Source organism: Kitasatospora aureofaciens (genome assembly GCF_001188955.3).
Taxonomy (GTDB): domain Bacteria; phylum Actinomycetota; class Actinomycetes; order Streptomycetales; family Streptomycetaceae; genus Kitasatospora; species Kitasatospora aureofaciens.
In genome coordinates this window covers 1-24,789 of the sequence record NZ_JPRF03000055.1, presented here as the reverse complement: position 1 = coordinate 24,789, position 24,789 = coordinate 1, and the positions used below count along the sequence as shown (strand labels likewise).

Annotated in this window: 20 protein-coding genes; 9 read left to right on the top strand and 11 right to left on the bottom strand. The window is 71.1% G+C overall.

Annotated features, from left to right (window positions below; genetic code table 11):
* Nucleotides 1-23 precede the first annotated feature (23 nt).
* Nucleotides 24-1,013, top strand: coding sequence for an RNA polymerase sigma factor SigF (locus HS99_RS31675; protein WP_072656299.1), 990 nt, complete (start codon nucleotides 24-26; stop codon nucleotides 1,011-1,013).
* Between the two features lie 94 nt (nucleotides 1,014-1,107).
* Here HS99_RS31675 and HS99_RS31670 read toward each other — a convergent pair whose 3' ends face one another.
* A complete protein-coding gene (locus HS99_RS31670) occupies nucleotides 1,108-1,524 on the bottom strand; it encodes a hypothetical protein (protein ID WP_030282190.1) in 417 nt (138 codons plus the stop codon).
* A 51-nt stretch (nucleotides 1,525-1,575) separates the two neighbouring features.
* Between HS99_RS31670 and HS99_RS31665 the strand changes: the two genes are divergently transcribed.
* Nucleotides 1,576-2,547, top strand: coding sequence for a diacylglycerol/lipid kinase family protein (locus tag HS99_RS31665; RefSeq protein ID WP_030282192.1), 972 nt, complete (start codon nucleotides 1,576-1,578; stop codon nucleotides 2,545-2,547).
* A 369-nt stretch (nucleotides 2,548-2,916) separates the two neighbouring features.
* On the top strand, nucleotides 2,917-3,168 hold the full coding sequence (locus HS99_RS31660; RefSeq protein ID WP_014138019.1) for a WhiB family transcriptional regulator: 252 nt from the start codon (nucleotides 2,917-2,919) through the stop codon (nucleotides 3,166-3,168).
* A 440-nt stretch (nucleotides 3,169-3,608) separates the two neighbouring features.
* Here HS99_RS31660 and HS99_RS31655 read toward each other — a convergent pair whose 3' ends face one another.
* The 7 genes from HS99_RS31655 to HS99_RS31625 form a co-directional block, all read right to left on the bottom strand.
* Nucleotides 3,609-5,129, bottom strand: a complete 1,521-nt coding sequence (locus HS99_RS31655) for a sensor histidine kinase (RefSeq protein WP_030551294.1) — start codon at nucleotides 5,127-5,129, stop codon at nucleotides 3,609-3,611.
* A 446-nt stretch (nucleotides 5,130-5,575) separates the two neighbouring features.
* Nucleotides 5,576-6,634: an SIS domain-containing protein gene (locus tag HS99_RS31650; protein WP_030282196.1), complete on the bottom strand. Its 1,059-nt coding sequence runs from the start codon at nucleotides 6,632-6,634 to the stop codon at nucleotides 5,576-5,578.
* Nucleotides 6,635-6,836: 202 nt separating this feature from the next.
* Nucleotides 6,837-8,111: an extracellular solute-binding protein gene (locus HS99_RS31645; RefSeq protein ID WP_030282198.1), complete on the bottom strand. Its 1,275-nt coding sequence runs from the start codon at nucleotides 8,109-8,111 to the stop codon at nucleotides 6,837-6,839.
* 374 nt (nucleotides 8,112-8,485) lie between these two features.
* A complete protein-coding gene (locus HS99_RS31640) occupies nucleotides 8,486-10,039 on the bottom strand; it encodes a glycoside hydrolase family 3 protein (protein WP_030551292.1) in 1,554 nt (517 codons plus the stop codon).
* A 6-nt stretch (nucleotides 10,040-10,045) separates the two neighbouring features.
* The gene (locus tag HS99_RS31635) at nucleotides 10,046-10,873 is read right to left on the bottom strand and encodes a carbohydrate ABC transporter permease (RefSeq protein ID WP_030551290.1); all 828 of its coding nucleotides are present in this window, start codon (nucleotides 10,871-10,873) and stop codon (nucleotides 10,046-10,048) included.
* A complete protein-coding gene (locus HS99_RS31630) occupies nucleotides 10,870-11,898 on the bottom strand; it encodes a carbohydrate ABC transporter permease (protein WP_030282203.1) in 1,029 nt (342 codons plus the stop codon). The genes HS99_RS31635 and HS99_RS31630 overlap by 4 nt, the downstream gene beginning before the upstream one ends.
* Nucleotides 11,899-11,987: 89 nt before the next feature.
* The gene (locus HS99_RS31625) at nucleotides 11,988-13,271 is read right to left on the bottom strand and encodes an extracellular solute-binding protein (RefSeq protein WP_030282205.1); all 1,284 of its coding nucleotides are present in this window, start codon (nucleotides 13,269-13,271) and stop codon (nucleotides 11,988-11,990) included.
* A gap of 336 nt (nucleotides 13,272-13,607) precedes the next feature.
* Here HS99_RS31625 and HS99_RS31620 point away from each other — a divergent pair, with 336 nt between their 5' ends.
* From HS99_RS31620 to HS99_RS31605, 4 genes are all read left to right on the top strand, one after another.
* Complete coding sequence (locus HS99_RS31620; protein ID WP_030282207.1) at nucleotides 13,608-14,396, top strand: GntR family transcriptional regulator; 789 nt, start codon at nucleotides 13,608-13,610, stop codon at nucleotides 14,394-14,396.
* Nucleotides 14,397-14,915: 519 nt separating this feature from the next.
* Nucleotides 14,916-15,179, top strand: a complete 264-nt coding sequence (locus HS99_RS31615) for a DUF3311 domain-containing protein (RefSeq protein ID WP_030282209.1) — start codon at nucleotides 14,916-14,918, stop codon at nucleotides 15,177-15,179.
* On the top strand, nucleotides 15,176-16,786 hold the full coding sequence (gene mctP / locus HS99_RS31610) for a monocarboxylate uptake permease MctP (protein WP_030551288.1): 1,611 nt from the start codon (nucleotides 15,176-15,178) through the stop codon (nucleotides 16,784-16,786). Before HS99_RS31615 ends, mctP begins: the two co-directional genes overlap by 4 nt.
* Before the next feature lie 155 nt (nucleotides 16,787-16,941).
* A complete protein-coding gene (locus tag HS99_RS31605) occupies nucleotides 16,942-17,742 on the top strand; it encodes a histidine phosphatase family protein (protein ID WP_078867224.1) in 801 nt (266 codons plus the stop codon).
* A 7-nt stretch (nucleotides 17,743-17,749) separates the two neighbouring features.
* On the opposite strand, the gene HS99_RS31600 is transcribed toward HS99_RS31605, so the two are convergent.
* On the bottom strand, nucleotides 17,750-18,697 hold the full coding sequence (locus HS99_RS31600) for a helix-turn-helix domain-containing protein (protein ID WP_030551284.1): 948 nt from the start codon (nucleotides 18,695-18,697) through the stop codon (nucleotides 17,750-17,752).
* 417 nt (nucleotides 18,698-19,114) lie between these two features.
* Here HS99_RS31600 and HS99_RS31595 point away from each other — a divergent pair, with 417 nt between their 5' ends.
* Together HS99_RS31595 and HS99_RS31590 are read left to right on the top strand one after the other, a co-directional pair.
* Nucleotides 19,115-19,609: a GNAT family N-acetyltransferase gene (locus tag HS99_RS31595; RefSeq protein WP_030551282.1), complete on the top strand. Its 495-nt coding sequence runs from the start codon at nucleotides 19,115-19,117 to the stop codon at nucleotides 19,607-19,609.
* A gap of 195 nt (nucleotides 19,610-19,804) precedes the next feature.
* The gene (locus HS99_RS31590; protein WP_158876479.1) at nucleotides 19,805-21,964 is read left to right on the top strand and encodes an SGNH/GDSL hydrolase family protein; all 2,160 of its coding nucleotides are present in this window, start codon (nucleotides 19,805-19,807) and stop codon (nucleotides 21,962-21,964) included.
* Between the two features lie 23 nt (nucleotides 21,965-21,987).
* On the opposite strand, the gene HS99_RS31585 is transcribed toward HS99_RS31590, so the two are convergent.
* Both HS99_RS31585 and HS99_RS31580 read right to left on the bottom strand, forming a co-directional pair.
* A complete protein-coding gene (locus tag HS99_RS31585) occupies nucleotides 21,988-23,187 on the bottom strand; it encodes a glycoside hydrolase family 113 (RefSeq protein ID WP_030551278.1) in 1,200 nt (399 codons plus the stop codon).
* A gap of 15 nt (nucleotides 23,188-23,202) precedes the next feature.
* A complete protein-coding gene (locus tag HS99_RS31580) occupies nucleotides 23,203-24,654 on the bottom strand; it encodes a glycosyltransferase family 2 protein (protein WP_046387226.1) in 1,452 nt (483 codons plus the stop codon).
* Between the last annotated feature and the right edge of the window lie 135 nt (nucleotides 24,655-24,789).

The following is a 24,789-nucleotide window of genomic DNA, read 5'->3' as shown; positions in this document are numbered from 1 at the left end:
CGGAACGGAACGGGGGAATGGCCGTGAGTGATCTGGACCGTACCGGCCTCGCGACGGCGGGACCTGCCGTACCGACCCAGGCGAGCGTTTCCGGCCTCGCCGCCAACGACGAAGCGCACCCGAAGGACGCCCACCGGATGAGCCACCCGACCGAGCCGACGCCCGCCTCCGCTCCTTTGCCGGAACCGCCGGAACCGGCGGAGGAGGCCGCGGAGCTGCACGGCGCCGTGCCAGCCCAGGGCTCGCACCGCACCGGCGCGCCGGACCGGGAAGCCGCCCGCGCGCTGTTCGTCCGGCTGTCCGCGCTGCCCGAGGGCTCCCCGGAGCGCGTCGAGCTGCGCAACCAGCTGGTGCGGATGCACATCCCGCTGGTCGAGCACCTGGCCCGGCGCTTCCGCAACCGGGGCGAGCCGCTCGACGACCTGACCCAGGTCGCCACCATCGGACTGATCAAGTCGGTGGACCGCTTCGACCACGAGCGCGGGGTCGAGTTCTCCACCTACGCGACGCCGACCATCGTCGGCGAGATCAAGCGGCACTTCCGCGACAAGGGCTGGGCGGTGCGCGTCCCCCGCCGCCTGCAGGAGCTGCGGCTGTCGCTCACCACGGCGACCAGCGAGCTCTCCCAGCGGCACGGCCGCTCCCCCACGGTGCACGAGCTGGCCGAGCACCTTGGCATCTCCGAGGAGGACGTGCTGGAGGGCCTGGAGTCCGCCAACGCGTACTCCACGCTGTCCCTGGACGTGCCGGACAGCGACGACGAGTCGCCGGCCGTGGCGGACACTCTGGGCGCCACCGACGAGGCACTGGAGGGCGTCGAGTACCGCGAGTCGCTCAAGCCGCTGCTGGCCCAACTGCCGCCCCGCGAGCAGAAGATCCTGGTGCTGCGGTTCTTCCGGAACATGACCCAGTCGCAGATCGCCACCGAGGTGGGGATCTCCCAGATGCACGTGTCCCGGCTGCTGGCGCGGACGCTGGCCCAGCTGCGGGAGAAGCTCCTCGTGGAGGAGTGACCACGCGCAGGAACACCGACGGCCGCCCAGCTCCCGCTGTGGCGGCCGTCCGGCTGTCCGGGGCGTCCGGGGCCTCCCTGCGGCCCCGGAGCGCTCAGTCCTCCCGCGGGGCGTAGAGCGCCGCCGTGGACTTCGGGTTGAGCAGGGCGCCGATGCCCACCAGTCCGAGCAGGCCGACCAGCACGCCCACCGCGATCATCGCGCCGCCGCTCTGGACCATGTAGTAAGCGACCGGCAGGCAGATCGAGTTGGTCAGCACGGCCGGGCTGCGGCCCCAGCGGCGCTCCTTGAGCAGCGCCCGGGCGGCCAGCACCGGCAGCACCCCGAGCAGCACGATGACCAGGCCGCCGAACTCGTTCAGGGCCAGCTGCTTGGCCTGCCCGGACAGCGCGGACACCATGTCCGAGACACCGACGACGGCCAGCGCGGCGCCCTCCAGGGCGGTGATGGCGGCGCCCAGGGTGAGCGGAACCGGGCGAGCGGGTGCGGGGGCGGAGGATTCTGCGGTCACTCCAGCAGGGTAGCCGCCGCTCGGTCCGTACCGCCCCGTAGGCTTTCCCCCATGCGCGCTCTCCTGGTCGTGAACCACAAGGCCACCACCACCAGTGGCCGGACCAGGGACGTACTGATCCACGCACTGCGCAGCGATCTCAAGCTGGAGGTCGCCGAGACGCAGTACCGGGGCCACGCGCGCGACCTGGCCCGTGAGGCGGCGGCGGACGGCACGGTGGACCTGGTGGTGGCGCTGGGCGGTGACGGCACCGTCAACGAGGTGGTGAACGGGCTGCTGTGCCACGGCCCGGGCGAGAAGGTCCCGCGGCTGGCCGTGGTGCCGGGCGGTTCGACCAACGTCTTCGCCCGCGCGCTCGGCCTGCCCAACGACCCGGTGGAGGCCACCGGCGCCCTGCTGAACGCGCTGGAGCAGGGGCGCGAGCGGCCGATCGGGCTGGGCAAGGCGATGACCGAGGGGCTGCCCGACCGCTGGTTCACCTTCACCGCCGGCCTCGGCTTCGACGCCGGGGTGGTCGGCCGGGTCGAGGAGCAGCGCCGCGCCGGTCGCAAGTCCACCCACGCGCTCTACGTCGGGCAGGCGCTCCGGCACTACTTCACCCAGCGTGAGCAGCGCCGCTCGGGCCCCGTGACGCTCGAACTCCCGGGCCACGAAGCCGTTCCGGGCCTGGTGCTGGCCATAGTCAGCAACACCTCGCCGTGGACGTTCCTCGGCAACCGTCCGGTCTACCCCTCGCCCCTCGCCTCCTTCGACACGGATCTGGACGTCTTCGGCGTCACCCGGATGACGGCGTTCGGTACGGCTCGAACGGTCCGTCAGATCCTGCGGTCGCACGCGCCTTCGGGCGACGGCGCCCCGCCGCTCGGCCCGTCCGGAAAACACGTCGTCTCCTATCACGACGTCAGACACTTCACCTTGGTTTCCCAGGAACCGGTCCCGTTCCAGGTCGACGGGGACCATCTTGGAGACCGGAGGCGCGTCAGTTTCACAGGCGTACGGCGGGCACTGCGTGTGATTGTGTGACCGGAAGGGGGGTTCGCCCTTCTTCTCGAACGCACAAGCCCCCTTCACTCCATAGAAGTACTGGCTGTGAGCTAGGCGACACCGAAGAATCAAAAATTCCTCCCCGAAGGGGGTTGTATCCGAGCCCGAGGTTTGCGAACCTCTACATGGCGATCGGGACGCATCGCAGCGACGGCAACTCCGGAACCACAGGAGCGCCGACCGCGGAGTGTCCCTCGAATCGCCGAATCCCCCTCAGCACAGACCACCCGGGCCCGGCGGGCCTTTGGTCTCTTTTGCTGTTGTGGGATTCGTGAAAGCGTTCACATTCACAAGCCATTCGATTATGCCGATCGGGCCACCCCCCGCGGCAGGAGGAGTTGGACGACCATGGACTGGCGCCACCGCGCTGTCTGCCGCGAAGAGGACCCGGAGCTGTTCTTCCCGATCGGGAACACCGGTCCTGCTCTGCTGCAGATCGAGGAAGCCAAGGCCGTGTGCCGCCGCTGTCCGGTGATGGAGCAGTGCCTCCAGTGGGCTCTCGAGACCGGCCAGGACGCCGGCGTCTGGGGCGGTATGAGCGAGGACGAGCGTCGCGCCATGAAGCGCCGTGCCGCCCGCAACCGCGCCCGCACCGCCTGATCAGCAGCGTCCGGTCACACGCCGTAGTACCAGCAGTAACCGCCGTACCGATCAACACATGATCAAAGGCTTCCCTGCACTTCCTGGTGAAGCCTTCCGCACCAAGGGCCTTGCCCAGCGAGGTCCCGCGACACAGGACCGTCCAGCCACTTGATACTGTTCACTTAGAGCAATATTGTGGAGCTGTGACGCTCACCGTGTGCAACGCACATGTCAGGTGTCGCACCACCCAGAGCCCCCGTTCCGGCCGACTCCCCCCGACGGCCGGAACGGGTTGAGAGGCCCTGTCGACCCACCCCCCCCGGTCGACAGGGCCTCGTTTCTGTTTCCGCGCCCGAATGCCCGCCAGGTGCCGCGCCGCCGGTTCCGCGCACCGGGCGCACGGGGCGGGCACCCGGCGCATCCGCCGAACGCACGCCCCTGCCGAGCGCCGCAACGCATCAACGCACCGGGATCTCCAGGATCACCTTGGTCCCGCCGTTCGGGCCGGCCACCATGTCGAAGGTCCCGCCCAGCTCGCCGGTGGCCAGCGTCCTGACGATCTGCAGCCCGAGGTTGCCGGCCGTCTGCGGGTCGAAGCCCTCGGGCATGCCGCGGCCGTCGTCCTGCACGGTGATCAGCAGGTACTCCTCCGGCCGGGCGCCGCCGTTCCAGCTGTCCGACCAGCCCATCCCCGTCGCCGGGGCCCGTCCGCGCAGCGCGCTCACCTCCAGGTTCCCGGAGGCCGTCGGGCCGAAGGCGTGTTCCAGGGCGTTCTGCAGCAGCTCGGTCAGCACCATCGACAGCGGGGTGGCCACCTCGGCGGAGAGGATGCCGAAGCTGCCGGTGCGGCGGGTCGCCACCCGGCCGTCCTGGGACAGCTCCATCACCATCGCCAGCACCCGGTCGGCGATCTCGTCGAAGGCCACCTGCTCGTCCAGCGCCTGGGAGAGCGTCTCGTGCACGATCGCGATCGAGCCGACCCGGCGCACCGCCTCGTCCAGCGCGGCCCGGCCGGACTCGGACTCCATCCGGCGGGACTGCAGCCGGAGCAGGGCGGCGACGGTCTGGAGGTTGTTCTTCACCCGGTGGTGGATCTCCCGGATGGTGGCGTCCTTGGTCATCAGCTCGCGGTCGCGCCGGCGCAGCTCGGTGACGTCCCGGCAGAGCACCAGCGAGCCGGTCAGGGTCCCCTTGGGCTTGAGCGGGATCGCGCGCAGGGTCACGACTCCGCCCTGCGCCTCCACCTCGGTCTGCCGGGGCGCCCAGCCGCTGGCGAGCTTCACCAGCGCCTCGTGGACGGCCGAGCGGGAGGGCGGGGCCAGGTCCGCGGTGGCCCGGCCGAGGTGGCTGCCGACCAGGTCGGAGGTGAGGCCGAGCCGGTGGTAGGCGGAGAGGGCGTTGGGGCTGGCGTAGGTGACGATGCCGTCCGCGTCCAGCCGGATCAGGCCGTCGCCCACCCGGGGGGCGGCGTCCATGTCCGCCTGCTCCACGCCGGGGAACGGGAAGCTGCCGGCCGCGATCATCTGGGCCAGGTCGGAGGCGCTCTGCAGGTAGGTGAGCTCCAGCCGGCTGGGGGTGCGCACGGTCAGCAGGTTGGTGTTGCGGGCGATCACCCCGAGCACCTTGCCCTCGCGCCGGACCGGGATCGACTCGACCCGCACCGGCACCTCCTCGCGCCACTCCGGGTCGCCCTCGCGCACGATCCGGCCCTCGTCGAAGGCGGCGTCCAGCAGCGGGCGGCGCCCGCGCGGGACGAGGTGGCCGACCATGTCGTCCTGGTAGGAGGTGGGCCCGGTGTTGGGCCGCATCTGCGCCACCGAGACGTAGCGGATGCCGTCCCAGGTGGGGATCCACAGCACCAGGTCGGCGAAGGAGAGGTCGGAGAGCAGCTGCCACTCCGAGACCAGCATGTGGAGCCATTCCACGTCGGCCCCGGTCAGGGTGGTGTGGCGGCGGACGAGTTCGTTCAGCGAGGGCACATGGCGAGGGTAGCGCCGCCGGCCGGGGGCGGGCTCGGCGGACCGTGCGGTGCCGGCGGACGACTGTCCGACGTTGTTTAGACCAATTTGCCAGGAGTTCTGGACAACCCGGATTGGTCTAGTCCACAATGGGAGGGCACCAAGGAGAGGCCCCCCGCGCAACTGCCCTGACCGCGCGCGGCTTCTCCTCGGTCGGACGCCACCGATCGAGGACCCCGCACAGTCCTCGATCGACACCGGTGTCCGACGACAGCTCCGGGCTGCGGTGCCGCACGGGTTGAGGGTCCCGTGTCGGCGCCGTGGCCCGTAGTGCTTTCCGGCCCGTATTCGCGGCCCTCCCCCGAACCACGTTCCGCCGCTCACGGAACCGGCTCCCTGTCCACAGCCTGTGGACAGGGAGCCGGTTCAGTTGCCTGAGGCGGGAGGGCGAGTGGCCCCGCTCCCCCTCAGTGGGTCTCGGTGACCTTGGCCAGGGCGCGCGGCGCGTCCGGGTCCTGGCCGCGGGCGATGGTGACCTCGTAGGCCAGCTGCTGCAGCGGCAGGATCTCCAGGATCGGCTGGACCTCCTCCGGCACGCCGGCCGGCAGTGCGAAGCCCGCCGAGGCGGCGTCCACCTGGGCCTGCTGGCCGATCACCACCAGGTCCGCGCCTCGCCCGCGCAGCCGGTCCAGCACCGGCTGGAGGGCCTCGCCGCCCCTGCCGTCCGGGACGACCGCGATCACCGGCGAGACGTTGTCCACCATGGCCAGCGGGCCGTGCAGCAGATCGGCGCCGGAGAACGGGGTGGCCGGGATGTACGTGGTCTCCATCAGCTTGAGCGCCGCCTCCCGGGCGGTCGGGTAGCCGTAGCCGCGCGAGGTGATCACCAGGCGCTGGGCGAAGCGGTAGCGCTCGGCCAGCGCCCTCACCTCGGCGTGGCGGGCCAGCACGCCGGCGGCCAGGCCCGGCAGCTCCTTGGCGGCCGAGCCGTCCCCGCCGCGCAGGCCCTCGACCAGCAGGTAGAGCGCCAGCAGTTCGGCGGTGTAGGTCTTGGTGGCCGGCAGCGCCTTCTCCGGGCCGGCCAGCACGTCGATGTGGAACTCGGAGACCTCGGCGAGCGGGGAGTCGGGGTTGTTGGTGACGGCGAGGGTGATCGCCCCGGCCTCGCGGGCCGCCTTGGTGGAGGCCACCAGGTCCGGCGAGCCCCCGGACTGGCTGACGGTGATCACCAGGACGTCGGTGAGGTCCGGCTTGGCGCCGTACGCGGTGGTGGTGGACATCGAGGTCAGGCCGGCCGGCCTGCCGAGCAGGATCTCGATCAGGTACTTGGCGTAGAGCGCCGCGTTGTCGGACGTGCCGCGCGCGGTGAGCAGGACGAAGCGGGGGCTGCGGGCGGCGATCCCGGCCGCGATCTCGCGGATCTTCGGCGCTCCCTCGTCGAGGATGCGCTGGAGGACGGCCGGCTGCTCGGCCATCTCCGCCGCCATGATCCGGCCGGGGACGGAACCGGTCTGCGGGTCGGACATCTGGGTGCCTCCGATGAGATGGGTCGACCCCGCCCGGGCGGGCTGCCAGACGGGGACCTCTACGGCGGCGAGTCCGCACACTCGCTGCGGTTCTTCGCGGGCAATCCTACGAGCGCGCCCCCGGCGCGGCACCCCCGAACCACCGCCTCCCGGAAGGCGGGGGGGAGGGGCGGGGGCGCTCGGCGGTGCGGTGCGCGGCCCCTCAGGACGGGTTGTTGATCAGCTGGTCGATCGCCGCGTCGGCGTCCTTGGTGGCCTGGTCCACCGGCTTGCCCTTGAGGATCGCGGTCAGCATGTCGGGGATGATCTTCTGCTTCTCCACCGCGCCCCAGCCGGGCGCCAGCGGGGTGAACCAGGCGTCCGGGACGGCGTTGGCCGCGGCGGCGGTGGTGGGCTTGTTCTTCAGCGGGTTCAGCTGGTTGAGGTTGTTCGGCAGGATGTCCTTGTCGGCGAGCGCCTGCTCGGACCTGGAGCTGGTGAACATCCGGATCCAGTCGGTGGCCGGCGCCAGCTGCTTGGACTTGGCGGTGACGGCGAGGTCGGAGCCGCCGATGAAGGTCGGCAGCGGCTTGCCGTCCGGGCCGGGCATGGTGGCCACCTTGACGGCGTCCTTGAGGCCCGGGTCACCGGTGCCCGGCGCGGTGACGCCGGCCGCCTCGAAGCCGTTGCCGTAGAAGGACGCGGCGTGCCCGCGGGCCATCGCCACGTACTGGTCCTGCTCGTTCTGCGTGAGGTCGCCCTTGTTGTACTTGCGGACCAGGTCGACGAAGTGGCCGATGCCCTGCTGGGACTTGGCGTCGTGCAGGGTGCCGTGCCAGTTGCCGGAGCTGTCGAACTTGGCGATGCTGCCGCCGTACGCGGCCACGTAGCTCATCGCGGCGTACCAGTACGGGCCGGGCAGGTAGAGCGGGGAGAAGGTCCGGTCGCTCCTGTTCCGGTCGGAGATCTTGTCCAGGGCGGTCAGCAGGTCGTTCTCGGTCCTGGGGAACTCGGTGCTGCCGGTGGCCTGCTGGAAGGCGGAGGAGTTGTAGATGGCGACCCGGGCGCCGGCGTAGTACGGCACGCACCACAGCTTGTCCTGGTAGGTGCAGGTGTTGGCGAGCGCCTTGATCCAGCTGTCGGAGTTGTCGAAGGTGGTGCGGTCCACCGGGGCGAGTGCGCCGGAGAGCACGTACTTCATCGTCTCGGTGTTGCCGAGTTCGACGACGTCGGGGGCGCTGCCGTCGGCGAGGGCCTTGTCGAGCTTGCCGACCTTGTCGGCCCAGCCCTGGTAGACCAGCTTGAGGTTGACGCCCGGGTACTTGGCCGCGAACTCGTCGTTGACCCGCTGGACCAGGTCGGGCCAGTTCTTCTGGGCGTCGTCCATCAGCCAGACGGTGACGGTGCCGGTGGCGGCCTTCGGATCCGCGGCGGCGCTCTTGTCACCCGAGGGTGATCCGGACGAGGAGCAGGCCGTCAGCCCGACCGCCAGGGCCATGATTCCGAATGCGGACACGAACTGACGCTTCGTCACGTCATTCTCCGAGGTGCTAGGGCCGAGGGCGGTGCCGGGAGGGAACGGAGTGGACTTTGGCCTAGACCAACGGCGGTGTCAACGCCCAACTCCCCTTCCTGCCAAGGCCGTTGCCGTTCCGTTGCACCCCGTCGCGATTCGGTGGCGATCGGTCGTCGGCCTGTCACCCTAAGTCGAACTTAAGGTGGATTTAAGACCCTCTTGAGGGAACACGGTCACAGGGTGGGAACGCGGGCCGACAGCCCGGAGAACGGGACGGGCCCGCCATGCGACATGCGCATGACGGGCCCGTCGGCCGACGCCTCCCGGACCCGGCCGGTGACGCCTCCCCGCACGGTTCAGCCGATCGCTCCCGGCTGCCCGGTGAGCACCTCCACGGCCGCCAGCCCGCAGACCCGGGCGGCGCCGTGGGTGGCGATGTGCAGCGCGCCCACCGGCTCGGACTGGGGCAGCCCCATCTCGACCACCGCGGCGTCCGGCCGGGCCGCCACCAGGCGGCTCAGCGCGGCGGCCATCCAGGCGTGCCGGTGCGCGTCCCGCACCACCAGCACCAGGCGTCGGCCCTCGGCCCCGGCCACCACCTCGGCGACCAGCGCGTCCAGCAGCTCCGGCGCGGCCTCCGCGGCCGACACCTCGCGGGTGCGGGTGCCCGGGAACCGGTCGGCCAGCATCCCGGCCACGCCCCACGGGGTCACGTCGCCGACCGCGATGTTCGGCTCGTCCGAGAACGAGGCCACGTACGGGCGCTCGCTCACCGGCAGCACCTCGCGGCCCGGCGCCCGGACCACCTTCAGCGCCCGGCGGGCGGCCCGCAGGCCCACCGCGAGGTCCGGCTCGGGCTGCTCGCCCTGGGCCGCGATCCGGCCCCAGCTGCCCAGCGCCCGGACCCGGTCGGCGGCGTCCGCCAGCCGCTCCTCGCCGAGCCCGCCGGAGCGCACGCCCGCCACGATGGCGTCGCGCAGCATCAGCACGGTCTCCTCGTCGGCCAGCCCGCCGCCGACGCAGATCGCGTCCGCGCCGGCCGCCAGCGCGAGCACGGTGCCCTCGCCCATGCCGAAGGTGTCGGCGATGGCACCCATCTCGATCGCGTCGCTGACGATCAGACCCTGGTAGCCGAGGCCGCCGTCGGCCGGGACGGCGCGCAGCAGGTCGCGCAGCACGGTCGGGCTCAGGGTGGCCGGCAGCTTCGGGTCCAGCGCCGGGACCATGATGTGGGCGGTCATCACCGCCTTGGTGCCGGCCGCGATGGCGGCCCGGAACGGCACCAGGTCGCGGGCGCGCAGCACGTCCAGGTCGACGTCGATGACCGGCAGGCCGTGGTGCGAGTCCACCGCGGTGTCGCCGTGGCCGGGGAAGTGCTTGGAGCAGGCGGCCACGCCGGCCGACTGCAGGCCCTCCACCCAGGCGGCGGTGTGCCGGGCGCACAGCTCCGGGTCGGCGCCGAAGGAGCGGACGCCGATCACCGGGTTGCGCGGGTTGGAGTTGACGTCCGCGGTGGGCGCCCAGTTGTAGTTGACGCCGGCCGCGGCCAGCGCCCGGCCCAGCTCGCGGGCGACGTCCCGGGTCAGCGCCGGGTCGTCGATCGCGCCGAGGGCGAGGTTGCCCGGCCAGGAGGAGCCGGAGCCGGCCTCCAGCCGGGTGACGTCGCCGCTCTCCTCGTCGATCGCGATCAGGAGGTCGGGGTTCTCCGCGCGCAGCGCCCGGGTGAGCGCGGAGAGCTGATCGAGGTCGACCACGTTGCGGTCGAACAGCGCGACCGAGCCGAGCCCGGCGGCCAGGTGGCGGCGCAGCCAGTCCGGTGGCTCGGTGCCGACGAAGCCGGGCTGCAGGACGGTCAGGGCGTCCCGGTGCAGCTGGTCGCTGGCCGGGGCGGTGGGTACGAGGATGCTCACGGTGGCTCAGCCCTTCACGGCGCCGTCGGTCAGACCGCCGACCGCCTTGCGCTGCAGGAAGACGAACAGGATCAGCACGGGGATGGCGAACATCGTGGAGGCCGCCATGGTCGCGCCCCAGTCGTTGCCGAAGGCGGTCTTGAAGGAGGACAGCCACAGCGGGAGCGTCTTGCCCTGCTCCTTGTTGACGATCAGAACGAGCGGGAACTCGTTCCACGCCGTGATGAAGCCGAACAACGAGGTCGACATCAGGCCGGGGGCCAGCAGCGGGAAGATCACCTTCACGAAGGCCTGGGTGCGGGTGCAGCCGTCCACCATGGCCGACTCCTCCAGCTCCTTCGGCACCGCGGCGATGAAGCCGCGCAGCGTCCAGATCGTGAAGGGCAGGACCATCATCATGTAGAAGAGGGTCAGCGGCAGCAGGCTGTTCAGCATGTCGTTGTCGCGGGAGATCATGTAGACCGCGATGGTCATGACCTCCCAGGGCGCCATCTGCGCCATCATGATGACCAGCACGAAGGCCTTGCGGCCGCGGAACTTCATCCGGGCGACGGCGAAGGCCGCCAGGGTCGCGATCACCAGGGAGATCACCACCGCCCCGACGGTCACGGTGACGCTGTTGGTGACGTACGTCCAGAAGTCCGGCGCGTCGACCGCGGTGCCGAAGTGGTCGAAGGTCGCATCGAAGGGAATGAAGACCGGCGTCTTGCTGATGATGTCGCGGTCCTGCTTGAACGCGGTCGCGATCATCCAGTAGACGGGGAAGACGAAGAAGACGATGAGGACGACCGCGATCACGTTCGGCCAGGTACGTCCGAAGAGAGAGCGCCTCACAGCTCGTCCTCCTGCTTGATCATGATGCGGAAGTAGTAGGCCATCAGCGCACCCAGCATCAGGATGGTGAGCACCGCGATCGCGGCGCCGACGCCGTAGTGCTGGCTGCCCGAGCCCTCCAGGAAGGCGTGCACGGGCAGGGTCCGGGTGAGGTTCTCGGGGCCGCCGCCGTTGATCGCGTAGACCTGGGTGAAGGACTTGAACACCCAGATCACTTCGAGGAAGGTCGTGGCGAGGAAGAACGGCTTCAGGTTCGGGAAGATCACCGAGCTGAAGATCTTGAGGGAGCCGGCGCCGTCCATCCTGGCGGCCTCGTAGAGCTCCTTGGGGACGGTGGTCAGACCGGCGTACATGTTGAACGCCACGAAGGGGATCGACATCCAGACGACCAGCAGGATGACGACGAAGAAGGTCGAGTACTCGTCGCTCATCCAGTTGTAGTCGGCCATCGAGTGCCAACCCAGCTGGTCCAGGAGCCAGTTGACGACACCCCACTGCTGGTCGAACAGCCAGGTGTAGACGGTGGTCGCGGCGACCACCGGCATGGCCCAGGCCATCAGCAGCGCGATCGACAGCGCCAGGCGCATCTTCTTGCCGAGGTGGTTGAGCAGCAGGCCGATCAGGGTGCCGCCGATCATGATCAGCACCACGTTGATCAGGGTGAAGGCGACGGTACGCCCGGTGACCGCCCAGAAGTCCGGGTCGGTCAGCTGCTCCTTGTAGTTGTCGAAGCCGGTCCACTCGGTCAGATGCATGACCAGCTGGCGCCGGTTGAGGTTCTGGAACGACAGCAGGACGGTCTTCAGCAGCGGCCAGCCCAGCAGGGCGAGGGTCGCCACGGTGGCCGGCAGCAGCAGCAGGTACGGGGCGAGGCGGGAGCCGATGCCCGGTCCCCCCGCCGATCTGGTGCGCTTCGGCGCGGTGCCCTCGGCCCCGCCGCCGGCGGCACTGGTGTCGATCTCGGCCACAACGGCCACCCCTGACCCCGGGGACGGTGCCTGCACCCGCTCCGAATGCACAGCCATCGTTCTCACTTCCTCACAACCCGGCCACGACGGATGGCGCCGCCCACCGGCCCCCCGCCGGGGCCGGTGAGCGACGCCGCTCACAGTGCTTAGTTCTTCTCGTTGAGCCGCTTGGCGATCTCGTCGTCGTACTTCTTCGCGGTGGCCGCGTAGTCGCCGCCCTGGAGGGCCGCGGTCAGGAAGTCCTTGATCGGGTTCGGCTTGTTCTCGACGCTGGCCCAGTTCGGGGTGTTCGGGGTGATCCCGCCGACCGCGGTGGCGGCCTGGGCGGCCTTCGCGAAGTCACCGGTGAGCTGGCTGTTCAGGGCCGGCTTGTTCGGGATGTTCCCGGCCGCGGCGACCAGGCCCTCGTTCTTGTCGTCGAGGGCGATCTTCAGGAAGTCCTTCGCCATGTCGGTGTTCTTGCTCTGCGCGGCGACCGCGAGGTTCGAGCCACCGATGAAGACGCCGGACGGCTTGTCGGCGGTCTTGCCCGGGAGCGGGAAGAAGCCGATCTTGTCCTTCGGCATGTCCTTCTCGGCCGGCAGCTCCCAGCCGAGGGCGATCATGGCGCCGACGTTGCCCTTGGCGAAGACGTCCTTCTGCTGCGGGGTGGCCTCGTCCTTGTCCTTCGGACCGGTGGCCGAGTAGCTCTGCAGCTTCTTGTAGGTCTCGAAGGCCCGCTGCGCCTCGGGCGACTCCAGGCCGCCGACCCACTTGTCGCCGTCCTTCTTGGCGATCTTGCCGCCCTCGCCGGTGAGCAGGCCGAAGTAGGTGTACCACTCCTGGCCCGGCAGGTAGATCGGGTCGGCGACGCCCGGGGTGGCCTTCAGCTTGTCCAGGTCGGTGTAGAACTCGTCCAGGGTCTTCGGCGCGTCCGTCAGGCCGGCGGCCTTCCAGAGGTCCTTGTTGTAGGCGACCACGCGGTTGGAGACCCACCACGGGGCGGCGTACTGCTTGCCGTCCAGCATCGCGGCCTCGTTCTGGTTGGCGGCCCAGCCGTCGCCGCCCAGCGCGGACTTGTCCTTGGTGAGGTCGAGCAGACCGCCGGTGGCGGCGTAGCCGGAGGTCTGGGTGTTGCCCAGCTCCAGGACGTCGACGGAGCCCTCGGACAGCGCGGCGGTGATCTTCGGGCCGATGTCGGTCCACTCCTGGGTCTGGAAGTCGACCTTGGAGCCCGGGTAGGTGGTCTCGAACTCGCTCTTGACCGAGTCGGTCCAGCCCTTGGGGGCGGAGCCGGTCATCGTCCACACCTTGAGCGTCTTGCCCTTGTACCTGTCGGCGGACGTGGAGGACGCCTTCGAGTCACCGTCCTTCTTGCCGTCCGAGCCACAAGCCGCGAGACCGACGACCATTGCTGCGACGCCGACCGCCGCGATGAGCTGACGCTTCACGCCATCCTCCTGAGGGATGCCTGGGTTACCCCCGTCGGGCGGTAGCGGCATACCCACGCAAAGCGGGAGGACTGGTGCCGCGGACCCCTTCGAGCGGGTGGGGGATTCATCGATACCGGCCTAGTGGTGTAGACCAGATGCCTGGAGCTTGGCCTAGACCAATGGGCCTGTCAACGGCTGTTCGACGGAACTCGACCACCCGTTATCAAGCCGACACCGCACATCGTTCATCGCGTGATGAGGTATTCGTTCCGCAGCCATACATGCAACGATGTGGTCCGTTAACGATGTGGCGGGGCGGTAGAAGGCCCCGCGAGAAGCGGGAGAACAGGTCCGATGAGCAGCGACGGGGGAACCACAGCCCAGGCCGACGACCCCGAGGTGAGGAACCTCCCGACGCAGAGCGCCGATCCGACCGCGCGCGTCCCCAAGTACTACGGCCTCAAGCGCCACCTCCTCCAGCTCACCGAGACCCAGCCCGCGGGCACCCCGGTCCCGCCCGAGCGCGCGCTGGCCGCCCAGTTCGACACCTCGCGCACCACCGTCCGCCAGGCCCTGCAGGAACTGGTCGTCGAGGGCCGGCTGGAGCGCATCCAGGGCAAGGGCACCTTCGTCGCCAAGCCCAAGGTCGCCCAGGCGCTGCAGCTCACCTCCTACACCGAGGACATGCGCGCCCAGGGCCTGGAGCCCACCTCCCGGCTGATCGAGATCGGCTACATCACCGCCGACGACCGGCTCGCCCCGCTGCTGGACATCAAGCCCGGCGGCCGGGTCCTGCGGATCGAGCGGCTGCGCCTGGCCAACGGCGACCCGATGGCCATCGAGGTCGCCCACCTCTCCGCCAAGCGCTTCCCCTCGCTGCGGCGCAACCTCGCCAAGCACAACTCGCTGTACGCGGCGCTGCGCGAGGTCTACGGGGTCACCGTGGCCGAGGCCGAGGAGACCATCGAGACCACCCTCGCCAACCCGCGCGAGGCCGGGCTGCTCGGCTCCGACCTCGGCCTGCCGATGCTCCAGCTCTCCCGGCACTCCTTCGACGGCGAGGGCGACCCGGTGGAGTGGGTCCGCTCGATCTACCGCGGCGACCGCTACAAGTTCATCACCCGGCTGAAGCGTCCGGAGTAGCCGCACCCCCTCGTTCCACCACGGGCACCGGCGCGCACGACCCGCGCGCCGGTGCCCGTTCGCTTCCCCGAGCCGAAGGGCCGCGCCGGTGCCGAAAGGGAGAAGCGACAAGCGAGGAACGAGCGCCGGAGCGACGAGCGTCGGAACCGGGTCCGGAGCGGACCGGAGGCGAGCGGGCGAGTCACCGCCCCGAGCCGAAGGGCCGCGCCGGTGCCGAAAGGGAGAAGCGACAAGCGAGGAACGAGCGCCGGAGCGACGAGCGTCGGCACCGGGCCCGGAGCGGACCGGAGGCGAGCGGGCGAATAGCAGTGTCCGGATGGCGGAAAGTTGCGCCAATCCGGTGACATGGATCACGCCATGCTCTAGATTGCGCAGCCGTACTGACTGCTGATCACCGATGGTGCTGCTCGGCGGGCTCGCGGGCGTGCGCGGCGCTTCCGGGGGCTGCGGCGCCGACGGGGAGACCCCTCCGGAGCGGAGCCGAAGATGCCCTCTGACCAAGCCCCCGACAAAGCTGTCATGCCCGAGCCAGCCGGGGCCCCCGTCCCGGCGGTGACCCCCGAGCGGGTGCTGGCCGGGCTCGCCCTGCTCGTGCCGATCGTCGCGATGCTCTGGGTCTCCTCGTACGACAAGCCCGATCCGGCGGTGGCCGGGATGCCCTTCTTCTACTGGTACCAGCTGCTCTGGGTGCCGGTGTCGGCCGTCTTCACGGTCGCCGCCTACCTGCTGATCAACCGGGACGAGAAGGCCCGCAAGGCGGCCCGGAACGGCGGTGCGCGATGAAGGACGTCAACGTGCCGGCCCTCGTGGTCTTCGTGCTGTTCTTCCTCCTCGTCACCGCGATGGGCTTCCTCGCCTCGCGCTGGCGCCGCGCGGACAACGCGGCGCACCTGGACGAGTGGGGCCTGGGCGGGCGCAGCTTCGGGACCTGGGTGACCTGGTTCCTGCTCGGCGGTGACCTCTACACCGCGTACACCTTCGTGGCCGTCCCGGCGGCGGTCTACGCGACCGGCGCGGCGGGCTTCTTCGCGGTGCCGTACACGATCATCGCCTACCCGCTGGTCTTCCTGTTCCTGCCGCGGCTCTGGTCGGTCTCCCGGGTGCACGGCTACGTGACCCCGGCCGACTTCGTCCGCGGCCGCTACGGCTCCCGGCCGCTGTCCCTGGTCGTCGCGCTGACCGGGATCCTGGCCACCATGCCGTACATCGCCCTGCAGCTGGTCGGCATCCAGGCGGTGCTGGACGTGCTCGGCGTCGGCGGCGGGGAGAACGCCAACTGGTTCGTCAAGGACCTGCCGCTGTTCCTCGCCTTCGGCGTGCTGGCCGCCTACACCTACTCCTCGGGCCTGCGCGCCCCGGCGCTGATCGCCTTCGTCAAGGACGCCCTGGTCTACATCGTGATCATCGTCGCGGTGATCTACATCCCGCTCCGCCTCGGCGGCTACGGGCACATCTTCGGCGCGGCCGCCGACCACTTCAAGCAGGCCAAGGCCGGCGGGCTGACCCTCCCGGACAACAAGCAGTGGACGTACGCCACGCTGGGGCTGGGGTCGGCGATGGCGCTGTTCATGTACCCGCACTCGGTGACCGGCGTGCTGGCCTCCAAGTCCCGCAACACCGTGCGCCGCAACATGGCGATCATGCCCGCGTACTCGCTGATGCTCGGCCTGCTGGCGCTGCTCGGCTTCATGGCGATCGCGGCGGGGGTGGGCAGCGGCGTCAAGGGCTACAACTCCCAGCTGTCGGTGCCGCAGCTGTTCGCGAACATGTTCCCGGACTGGTTCACCGGTGTGGCCTTCGCCGCGATCGGGATCGGCGCGCTGGTACCGGCCGCCATCATGTCCATCGCGGCGGCCAACCTGTTCACCCGCAACGTCTACAAGGAGTGGCTCAAGCCCGCCGCCACCCCCGCCGACGAGACCCGGATCGCCAAGCTGGTCTCGCTGCTGGTCAAGGTCGGCGCCCTGGTCTTCGTCCTCGGCATGGACAAGCAGGCCGCGATCAACCTCCAGCTGCTGGGCGGTCTGTGGATCCTGCAGACCTTCGTGGCGATCGTCGGCGGCCTGTTCACCCGCTGGTTCCACCACTGGGCGCTGTTCGCGGGCTGGGCGGCCGGCATGGTCTACGGCACCTGGAAGGCGTACGGGCTGGCCAGCCCGGCCACCAAGCACTTCGGCGGCAACGCGGCCGAGATCCCCGGCATCGGCGAGATCGGCTACATCGGCCTGACCGCCTTCGCGCTCAACCTGATCGTGGCGGTGGCGCTCACCCTGGTGCTGCGGGCGGTCAAGGCGCCCGACGGCCCGGACGAGACCAAGCCCTCCGACTACAGCGCCGAGGCCGGCGACGACGAGCTGGAGAACGCGCCGGAGCCCGTAGCGGCGCACTGATTGGCCGTGCACGCGCCCTGTGATCGCGCCGCCTTCTCCGTCAACACTGGAGGAGGCGGCGCGATCATATGTATGAACAGGCGTGCACGCCGGGCACCACCAGACCGGACCGGCATCCGGCCGGAACCTGATCGACCCACGGGGAGCTCGCGGCCATGGCAGAACTCGGCATCACCCTCAACGGCCAGCACAAGTCCGTCCAGCACCAGCCCGCCGCCCTGACCGCCGTCGCCACGAACGGCGCGGCGGCCACCCGGCTGCCGTCCGTCCTGATCGCCACCCGGCACGGCGAATCCACCGCCAACGTCGAGTTCCAGCTGGCCGAGGCCGCCGGCGCGCTCAGCGTCCCGATCAGCTGCCGCGACGCCGACATCCCGCTGTCGCTGCGCGGCCAGCAGCAGGCCCAGGCGCTCGGCCGGTGGTGGGCCGCCCTGCCCAGCGGCGACCGGCCGCGCAGCGTCTGGTGCTCCCCGTACGTGCGCACCGCCGAGACCGCCCGGATCGCGCTCGCCCAGGCCGCCGGGCTCGGCGCCGTGCCCGTCACCCTGGCCGTCCGCTACGACGAGCGGCTGCGCGACCGCGAACTCGGCGTCCTGGAGATGCTGCCGAAGGCCGCCATCGAGGCCAAGCACCCGGAGGAGGCCGCCCGGCGGCGCAAGATGGGCGAGCTGTACTACCGCCCGCCCGGCGGCGAGTCCTGGGCCGACGTCGCCCTGCGGGTGCGCAGCCTGCTGCGGGACGTCTGCGAGGAGGAGGCCGGACGGCCCGTCCTGCTGGTCGCCCACGACTGCACGGTGCTGATGCTGCGCTACGCGCTTGACCGGCTCACCGAGCAGCAGCTCACCGCACTGGGACCGGTGCACAACTGCTCCACCAGCCTCTGGCGCTCCCAGGAGGGGCGGCTGCGGCCGGACGGCTGGAACAGCGTCGACCACCTCGCCGCCGCAACGGACTGACCGCCCGTCACCCGCCCCCGAAGCAGCGCCGGTAGGCCAGCGGCGTGGTGCCCAGCCGGCGCCCGAAGTGGTGCCGCAGCGCCGCCGCGCTGCCGAAGCCGCAGCGCTCGGCGATCGCGTCCACCGACTCGGTGGTCGACTCCAGCAGCCGCTGGGCCAGCAGCACCCGCTGCCCCACCAGCCAGCGGTGCGGGGTGGTGCCGGTCTCCTGCTGGAAGCGCCGGGCGAAGGTGCGCGGCGACATGTGCACCCGGGCGGCCAGCTGCTCGACGCTCGTCTCCTGGTCCGGGTGGTGGCGCATCCAGTCCAGCAGCGGGGCCAGCGAGTCGCCGCCGCCCTCCGGCAGCGGGCGGTTCACGAACTGCGCCTGCCCACCCTCCCGGTGCGGCGCCACCACCATCCGGCGGGCGATGCCCCGCGCCACCTCGGCGCCCTGCGCCTTGCGCACCAGGTGCAGGCAGGCGTCGATGCCGGCCGCCGTACCGGCCGACGTGATCACCGGGTCGTCGTCCACGTACAGCACGTCCGGCTCGACCACCGTCCGTGGGAAGCGCTCGGCCAGCTCGTCGCTGTGCCGCCAGTGGGTGGTGGACCGGCGGCCGTCCAGCAGCCCGGCGGCGCCCAGCACGAAGGCGCCGCTGCAGATGGACAGCACCCGGCCGCCGTCCGCCACCACCGCGCACAGCGCCTCCAGCAGTGGCTCCGGGTAGTGCGGGCGGATCGCCGAGGCGGTGACCACCGCCAGGTCCGCCCCGGCGAGACGCTCCGGGCCGTACGGGACGTCCACCGCGAAGCCCGAGTGGGTCGCGTGCGGCCCGGGCCGGGCGCCGGCCAGCGCGAAGTCGTACCCCGGCAGCCCGTCCGCGGTCCGGTCCAGGCCGAAGACCTCGCAGGCCACCCCCAGTTCGAAGGGGTGGACCTCCTCCAGCACCACCGCGACCACGTTCTTCAGCATGCCGCCCAGGATGCCCCGCCGGTCCCGCCCGGGGAAGGGCCGACCTGGCAGGATTTCGACGGAACCCGGCATTCCTGCCACTCGTGGGCACCCGGGCCGCCCGGCCACAGTGGTGGCCATGGACAGCGACACCCTCGCCAGCGCACTCGGCCTGGTCGGCGCGGTCGGCGGCTTCGGCCTGCTCGGCACCCTGATCGGCCGCGAACTCTCCCGCGGCCCCGCCGCCGGCCGCGACAACCACCACCGCGCCGGCGGCTACCCGGCCGACCCCGACCGCGCCGACCGGCTGTACGGCACCCTGCCCGCCGCCTCACTGCGCCCCTCCGCCGACCCGGCCACCCTCCCGGCATCCCCTTCCCGGGACCACCGAGAGCCCCCCGGATCCAAGGCCCCCCAGGGCTCCGGCACACTGGCCCGATGGACTACCTCATCCGCCACGCCCTCCCCCAGGACCTCGAAGAGGCCGGCCGGATCACCGTCGACGCCTTCGTCGGCGACGGCTTCACCGACCCGGCCGGCAGCTACGTCGACCTGCTGCGCGACGCCGGGCGCCGGTCCCGGGAGGCCGAACTCCTGGTCGCGGTGGACGCGGCGGACGAACGGGTCCTCGGCTGCGTGACCTTCGCCGTCGGCGGCACCGAGTGGGCCGACATCGCCACCCCGCGCGAGGGCGAGATACGGATGCTCGCCACCGCCGCCGCCTCCCGCGGCCGCGGCGTCGGCGAGGCCCTGGTCCGCGCCTCCGTCACCCGCAGCCGCGAACTCGGCCTGGCCGGCATGGCCTTCTCCACCCGCCCGGAGATGACCACCGCCCACCGCGTCTACGAACGCGTCGGCTTCCGCCGCACCCCGGAGCGCGACTGGGCCCCCTTCCCCGGGATGGACCTGATGGTCTACACCATGGCGTTCTGACGCCCCCACAGCCGCTCACCGGCCGCCCCCTCGCCGGTGACCGGCGGACGATCAACAGGCGACTTTTGATATAAACCACAGATCAAGACACGTCTCATTGACACGTCGTGACAGTCGATCGACCCCGGGGGGACGCACCACATGGACGACGGGCCCGGCCTCGGCGCGCCCGGAAGCGGCCCCACGCTCCAGGACATGCGCGAAGCACGGGGCCACCGGGCCCCGACCGCCAGCCGTTACGCGATACCCGCACCGGTCCCCGTACCGCGCGGTCCCCTGCCGCCCTCGGTCCGCTTCAAGGCGGTCGACGGGCTACGCGGCGTGGCCATCGCCTCCGTGCTGCTGTACCACACCGACTGGTTCCAGAACGGCCTGTTCGGCGTGGACGTCTTCTTCGTGCTCTCCGGCTTCCTGGTCAGCCTGGTGCTGATCCGCGAGCTGGACCGCACCGACGGCATCCGGCTCGGTGTCTTCTACCGCCGCCGCGCCAAGCGGCTGCTGCCCGGACTGTTCGCCACCATCATCCTGGTGGTCGGACTGTCCGCCCTGGTCAGCCCGCTACGGGACGTCAAGGACCTGCGTCCGCAAGCGCTCGCCACGCTCGCCCAGATCGCCAACTGGGCCCAGCTGGACCGCGGCGACGCCTACTGGCAGCACTTCGCCTCGATCGACCCGCTCGCCGCCATGTGGTCGCTCAGCATCACCGAGCAGTTCTACGCGCTCTGGCCGCTGCTGCTGCTCATGGTCTTCGGCCTGTGCCGCCGCTCGCTGCGCGCCACCGGCATCGTCACCGCCGTCCTGTTCGCCGCCTCCGCCGCCGTCGCCCCGCTGATGTGGAACGGCGACAACAGCGACCGCCTCTACCTCGGCACCGAGACCCGTGCCGTCGGCTTCGCGGCCGGCGCCACCGCCGCCTTCGGGGTCTACCTGTGGCTGCGCGGCCGGGTCCGCGCGGAGGCCACCTCCGGCGCGGACGGCGCCCGGACGGGGCACGGCCTCCCGGGCGGCGCCGCCCTGCCCACCCTGGTCGGCACCGCCGCCCTCGGCGGCCTGGTCTGGGCCAGCCTGTCCGTCGGGTCGTACCACGAACCGTGGCTCTACCAGGGCGGACTGGCCGTGGTCGCGGCCCTTGCCGCCGTCCTGACCGCCTCACTCTGCTTCGACCGCGGCCCCCTGGTGTGGCTGCTGTCGCTGCCCCCGGTTCGGCTCACCGGCACCATCTCGTACAGCCTCTACCTGCTCCATCTGCCGGTGTACTGGCTGCTGCAGCACTACGTCGACGACATCTCGCCGCAGAAGCTGCTGCTGATCGGCGGGCCGGTCTCCTGGGTTCTGGCCTGGCTGCTGCACACCGGCACCGAGAAGCTGCGGGTGCTGCGCTGGCGGGCCTTCCCCGCCGTGCCGCTGCTGGCCGTCACGGCCGCGGTGGCCACCACCGGCGCCTGGTACCTGCCGGCCTGGGTCACCCACGACATGAAGTCCGGGCCGAACAACGAGCCCGTGGTCCTCGTCCTCGGCGACTCCTTCGCCCAGGACCTCGCCACCGGCCTGTACCGGCACGGCGACCGCTACCGGGTGGTCGACGGCGGCATCAGCGGCTGCGGCGTGTTCGACCCGGACAAGGTGCGCACCACCTCCGGGACGGAGTTCGAGACCAGCCCGGACTGCCGCGACCGGGCCGCCGAGTGGGACCGTAGCCTCGCCTCCGCCGCGCCGAAGGCCGTCGTGATCCACCTCGGCTGGGACGCCGCCGAACAGTACCTGGACGGCACCTGGCTCAACCCCTGCGACGACGACTACCGCAGCCGGTACCGCACCCAGCTCACCCAGGCCGTGGAGCAGGTCCGCCAGCGCGCCCCCGGCGCCCAGGTGCTGCTGATGAACGAGCGCGTCGAGAACGGTGCCATCAGCAAGACCTGGGGTGGCTGCTACAACCAGCAGGTCGGCGACTTCGTGAAGTCCGTCGGCGGCACCGTCCGGCTGGCCGACCTCGACACCTTCTACTGCCCGTACGACACCTGCGTCTGGAAGGACAAGGACGGCCACTGGGTAACTCCCGTCAACGACGGGGTGCACCTCACCCCGGCCGGTATGCGGTTCGTGACGCCGTGGCTGGAGAAGGAGATCGCGGGCGCGCTGTCCGGGGCCCAGCCGGACCGGCCGGCCGGTCCGGCGCCCGCGCCGAGCCCCACCGCGACCCCGACACCTACCCCGACGCCCACCGCCACGACCGCGCCGACGCCCGCGGCGACCACCAGGCCGACAGGCCGTCCGGCCACGTCCAAGCCGGGCCGGACGCCGACCGGCAGGGCGACCTCCGGCGCCGGCGAGCACCCGGCCGGCCCGCAGCAGTAGCCGGGGCCCGGCCGGGGGGCCGGCTACTGCTGCGGGACCTCGTAGGTCTGCGCGAAGCAGTCGCGGATCGCCTTCTCCGAGTTCGGGCGCCCGGCGTAGTCCATCCGCGGGGTGTCCGGGGTGGTCGGCAGGGTCGGGTCGATGCCGAAGTACAGCGACCAGAAGTACAGCCCGCGCAGCTTGCGCTCCTGTGCCACCTGACAGACCGCGGTGAACCAGGTCGCCTGGACGGTCTCGTTCAGTTCGGTCTTCTTGTAGTACTCACCGGGGGTCCTGTACGCGCCGTTCTGCGCCGGGATGCCCACCTCGGTGAGCTTGGTGGTCGGCTGGGGGCCCTTGCCGCGGTGGTCGAGCCAGGCGTTCCAACTGGCCTTCAGGTCGGCGATCGGCGCGTCGTCGTCGGCGTTCCTGGCCGGGGGGTAGGCGTCCGCGCCCGTCCCGTCGGCCGGTACCGCTATCGCGCCCTTGGACCAGTTGTCGAAGTTCGCGTCGTACTCCAGCTCGCCGTGGAAGGCCTTCCGGGCCTCGTCGATCAGACCCTGCCAGTGCGGGTCGCCCTCCAGCGAGTTGAACTCGGTGCCGATGGTGAACTCGGCCGCCGAGTGGTCCTGGGCGGTCTTCAGGTACGGCGCCAGGAAGGCGGCGTAGCTGGCGAACCAGGCGTCCCGGTCGGTCGGCGCGATGTTGCCGCGCCATTTGAGGGTGTGGACGTAGTCGAACACCTCCTCGTCCATGATCGGACGCACGGTGGTGCGCAGCCCGGCCCGGTGGGCGGCGTCCAGCAGCAGCGCGAGGCGCTCCGGGCTGGGCGAGGTCGGCCGGGCGGCGACGGCGTTCGACTTGGTGCCGGTGGTGTAGTACGGGAACGTCACCGACAGGGAGTTGGCGTTCAGCCCGACCACGTACTTGACGATGCGGTCGACCTTGCCCTGGACGTAGCTGTCCGGGTCGGCCGGGTCGTCCAGCCAGTACACCTGCACGCCCCACTCGGGACTGCCCTTGGTCCACGGCCGGGCCACCTTGGGGCCGGTGTCCGCGGGGGCCGGCGGCGCGTCCTTGCCGAAGCCCCAGACCCGGCCCTGCTCGGTCGGGGCACCGGCCCAGTGCACCTCGGTGGGGCGCCGGTGCTCGAACCTGATCGGGTGGTCACCCCAGACCATCGGGACGACGACGGTGATGCCGAGCACCAGCGTGGGCAGGACGAAGATCGCGGGGCGTTTCACAGGCGTGGTTTCCGATCAGGCCGGCTTGGCGATGACGACGAACTTGTTCTCCTCGCGCTTGAGGAACTTGATCAGTCCCCGCAGGCCGCCCCAGCCCTCCAGGAAGGAGAACAGGGGTATGCAGGCCACCACGACGATCGGCTCCCACCACTTGCGCCGGTGGTTGGCCGAGGAGACCACGTTCAGCCGCAGCCCCTCCCAGTAGGTCCAGATCACGTAGGCGAAGTTGATCGCCCACAGCAGCACCACGGACTGGGTGACCGGCGAGGTGTTCCAGGTGCCCGTGAACCAGGCGACCATCAGCACCAGGCCGACGTGCTGGAGCGGGCCGAGCACCCAGCTGACCATGCCCATCCCGATGAAGAGCCGGTACCGCAGCGGGATCGTCTTGTTGAAGCAGAGCGCGACCAGGCCCCAGGCCCAGCGCTCGCGCTGCTTGAGGAAGTCCTTGACGCCGGCCGGCGACGCGCCGTAGCAGCGCCCGTTGAACCAGTCGCTGCGGCCCGGGTAGCGCTGGCAGAAGTTCAGCGCCAACTGGGCGTCCTCGACGATGGTCTTCGGCCCGAAGTCCCAGCCGATGGTGGCCTCCACCGAGGAGCGCACGATCAGCAGCTCGCCGTGCACACCTGCGATCGGGGTGCCGGTGCCGGTCATCGCGCGGAAGCGGGCGATGTCGTCGGCCGGGCGGATCGCGTCGGCGAGCCAGGTGAAGGTGGAGACGGCGTTCTCCCGTGGGTACGTCAGGATGCCCTGCGCCATGTGCTTGGCGTCGTCCCCGGCCCGGCGCTGCCGGTTGACGAACTGGGCGACGGCTGCGGCGGTGTCCGGCCCGACGCCGGTGTCGTCGTCCATGTGCAGCACCCAGACGTCGTCCTCGGCCTCGCCCTCCTCGATGCGCAGTTCGTGCGAGTAGTGGTTGGCGCGGGCCTTGAACTTGGTGCCGTTGGCGGTCTCGTACGCCTTCGGCACGGTCACCACCCGGATCAGCGGGTGGCGCTCGGCCAGTTCGTCGATCTTCTCGGCGGCGGCGCAGCCCTCCTCGGTGAGGATGTCCACCCGCATCCACGGGAAGTACGGGGGCAGGTGCTCGACGTACGAGAGCACCGAGCGCTCCAGCGCCGGGTAGGTGTCGTGGCGGCCGATGGTCGGCACCAGCACGATCAGGAAGTCGTCCTCGACCGGGGCCGGCGGGGTCATCCTGTCCACCTGGCGCAGCCTCCGGCGGACCATCAGCACGCCCTGGAAGCCGATCAGCACACCGAACACCGGCATGCCCCACAGGACGGTGATCGCCCAGCCGAGCGGGGTCGGGTTGGGCACGTACGCCCAGAGCGAGAAGGAGAAGATGATCAGGAAGGCGACGTAGAACGGCAGCACCCGGGGCTTCCACGACATCTGTCGCTCGGCGAGCCGGGCGGCCTCGCGGGACGTGGTGAGCACCGTCCGCACGGGGGCTGTCGATGTCATGGCGGAAGTCGTTCCTCGTCTGGTAGCGGTCCGGCCCCGGGGCGGGGCGCGCGGGTCCTCGGTGAGCGGTCAGGCCTGCGGCGGGCGGTCCGCCGGCGGGGCGGCGGCCGGCGGCGGCACCGGGCCGGGGGCGAC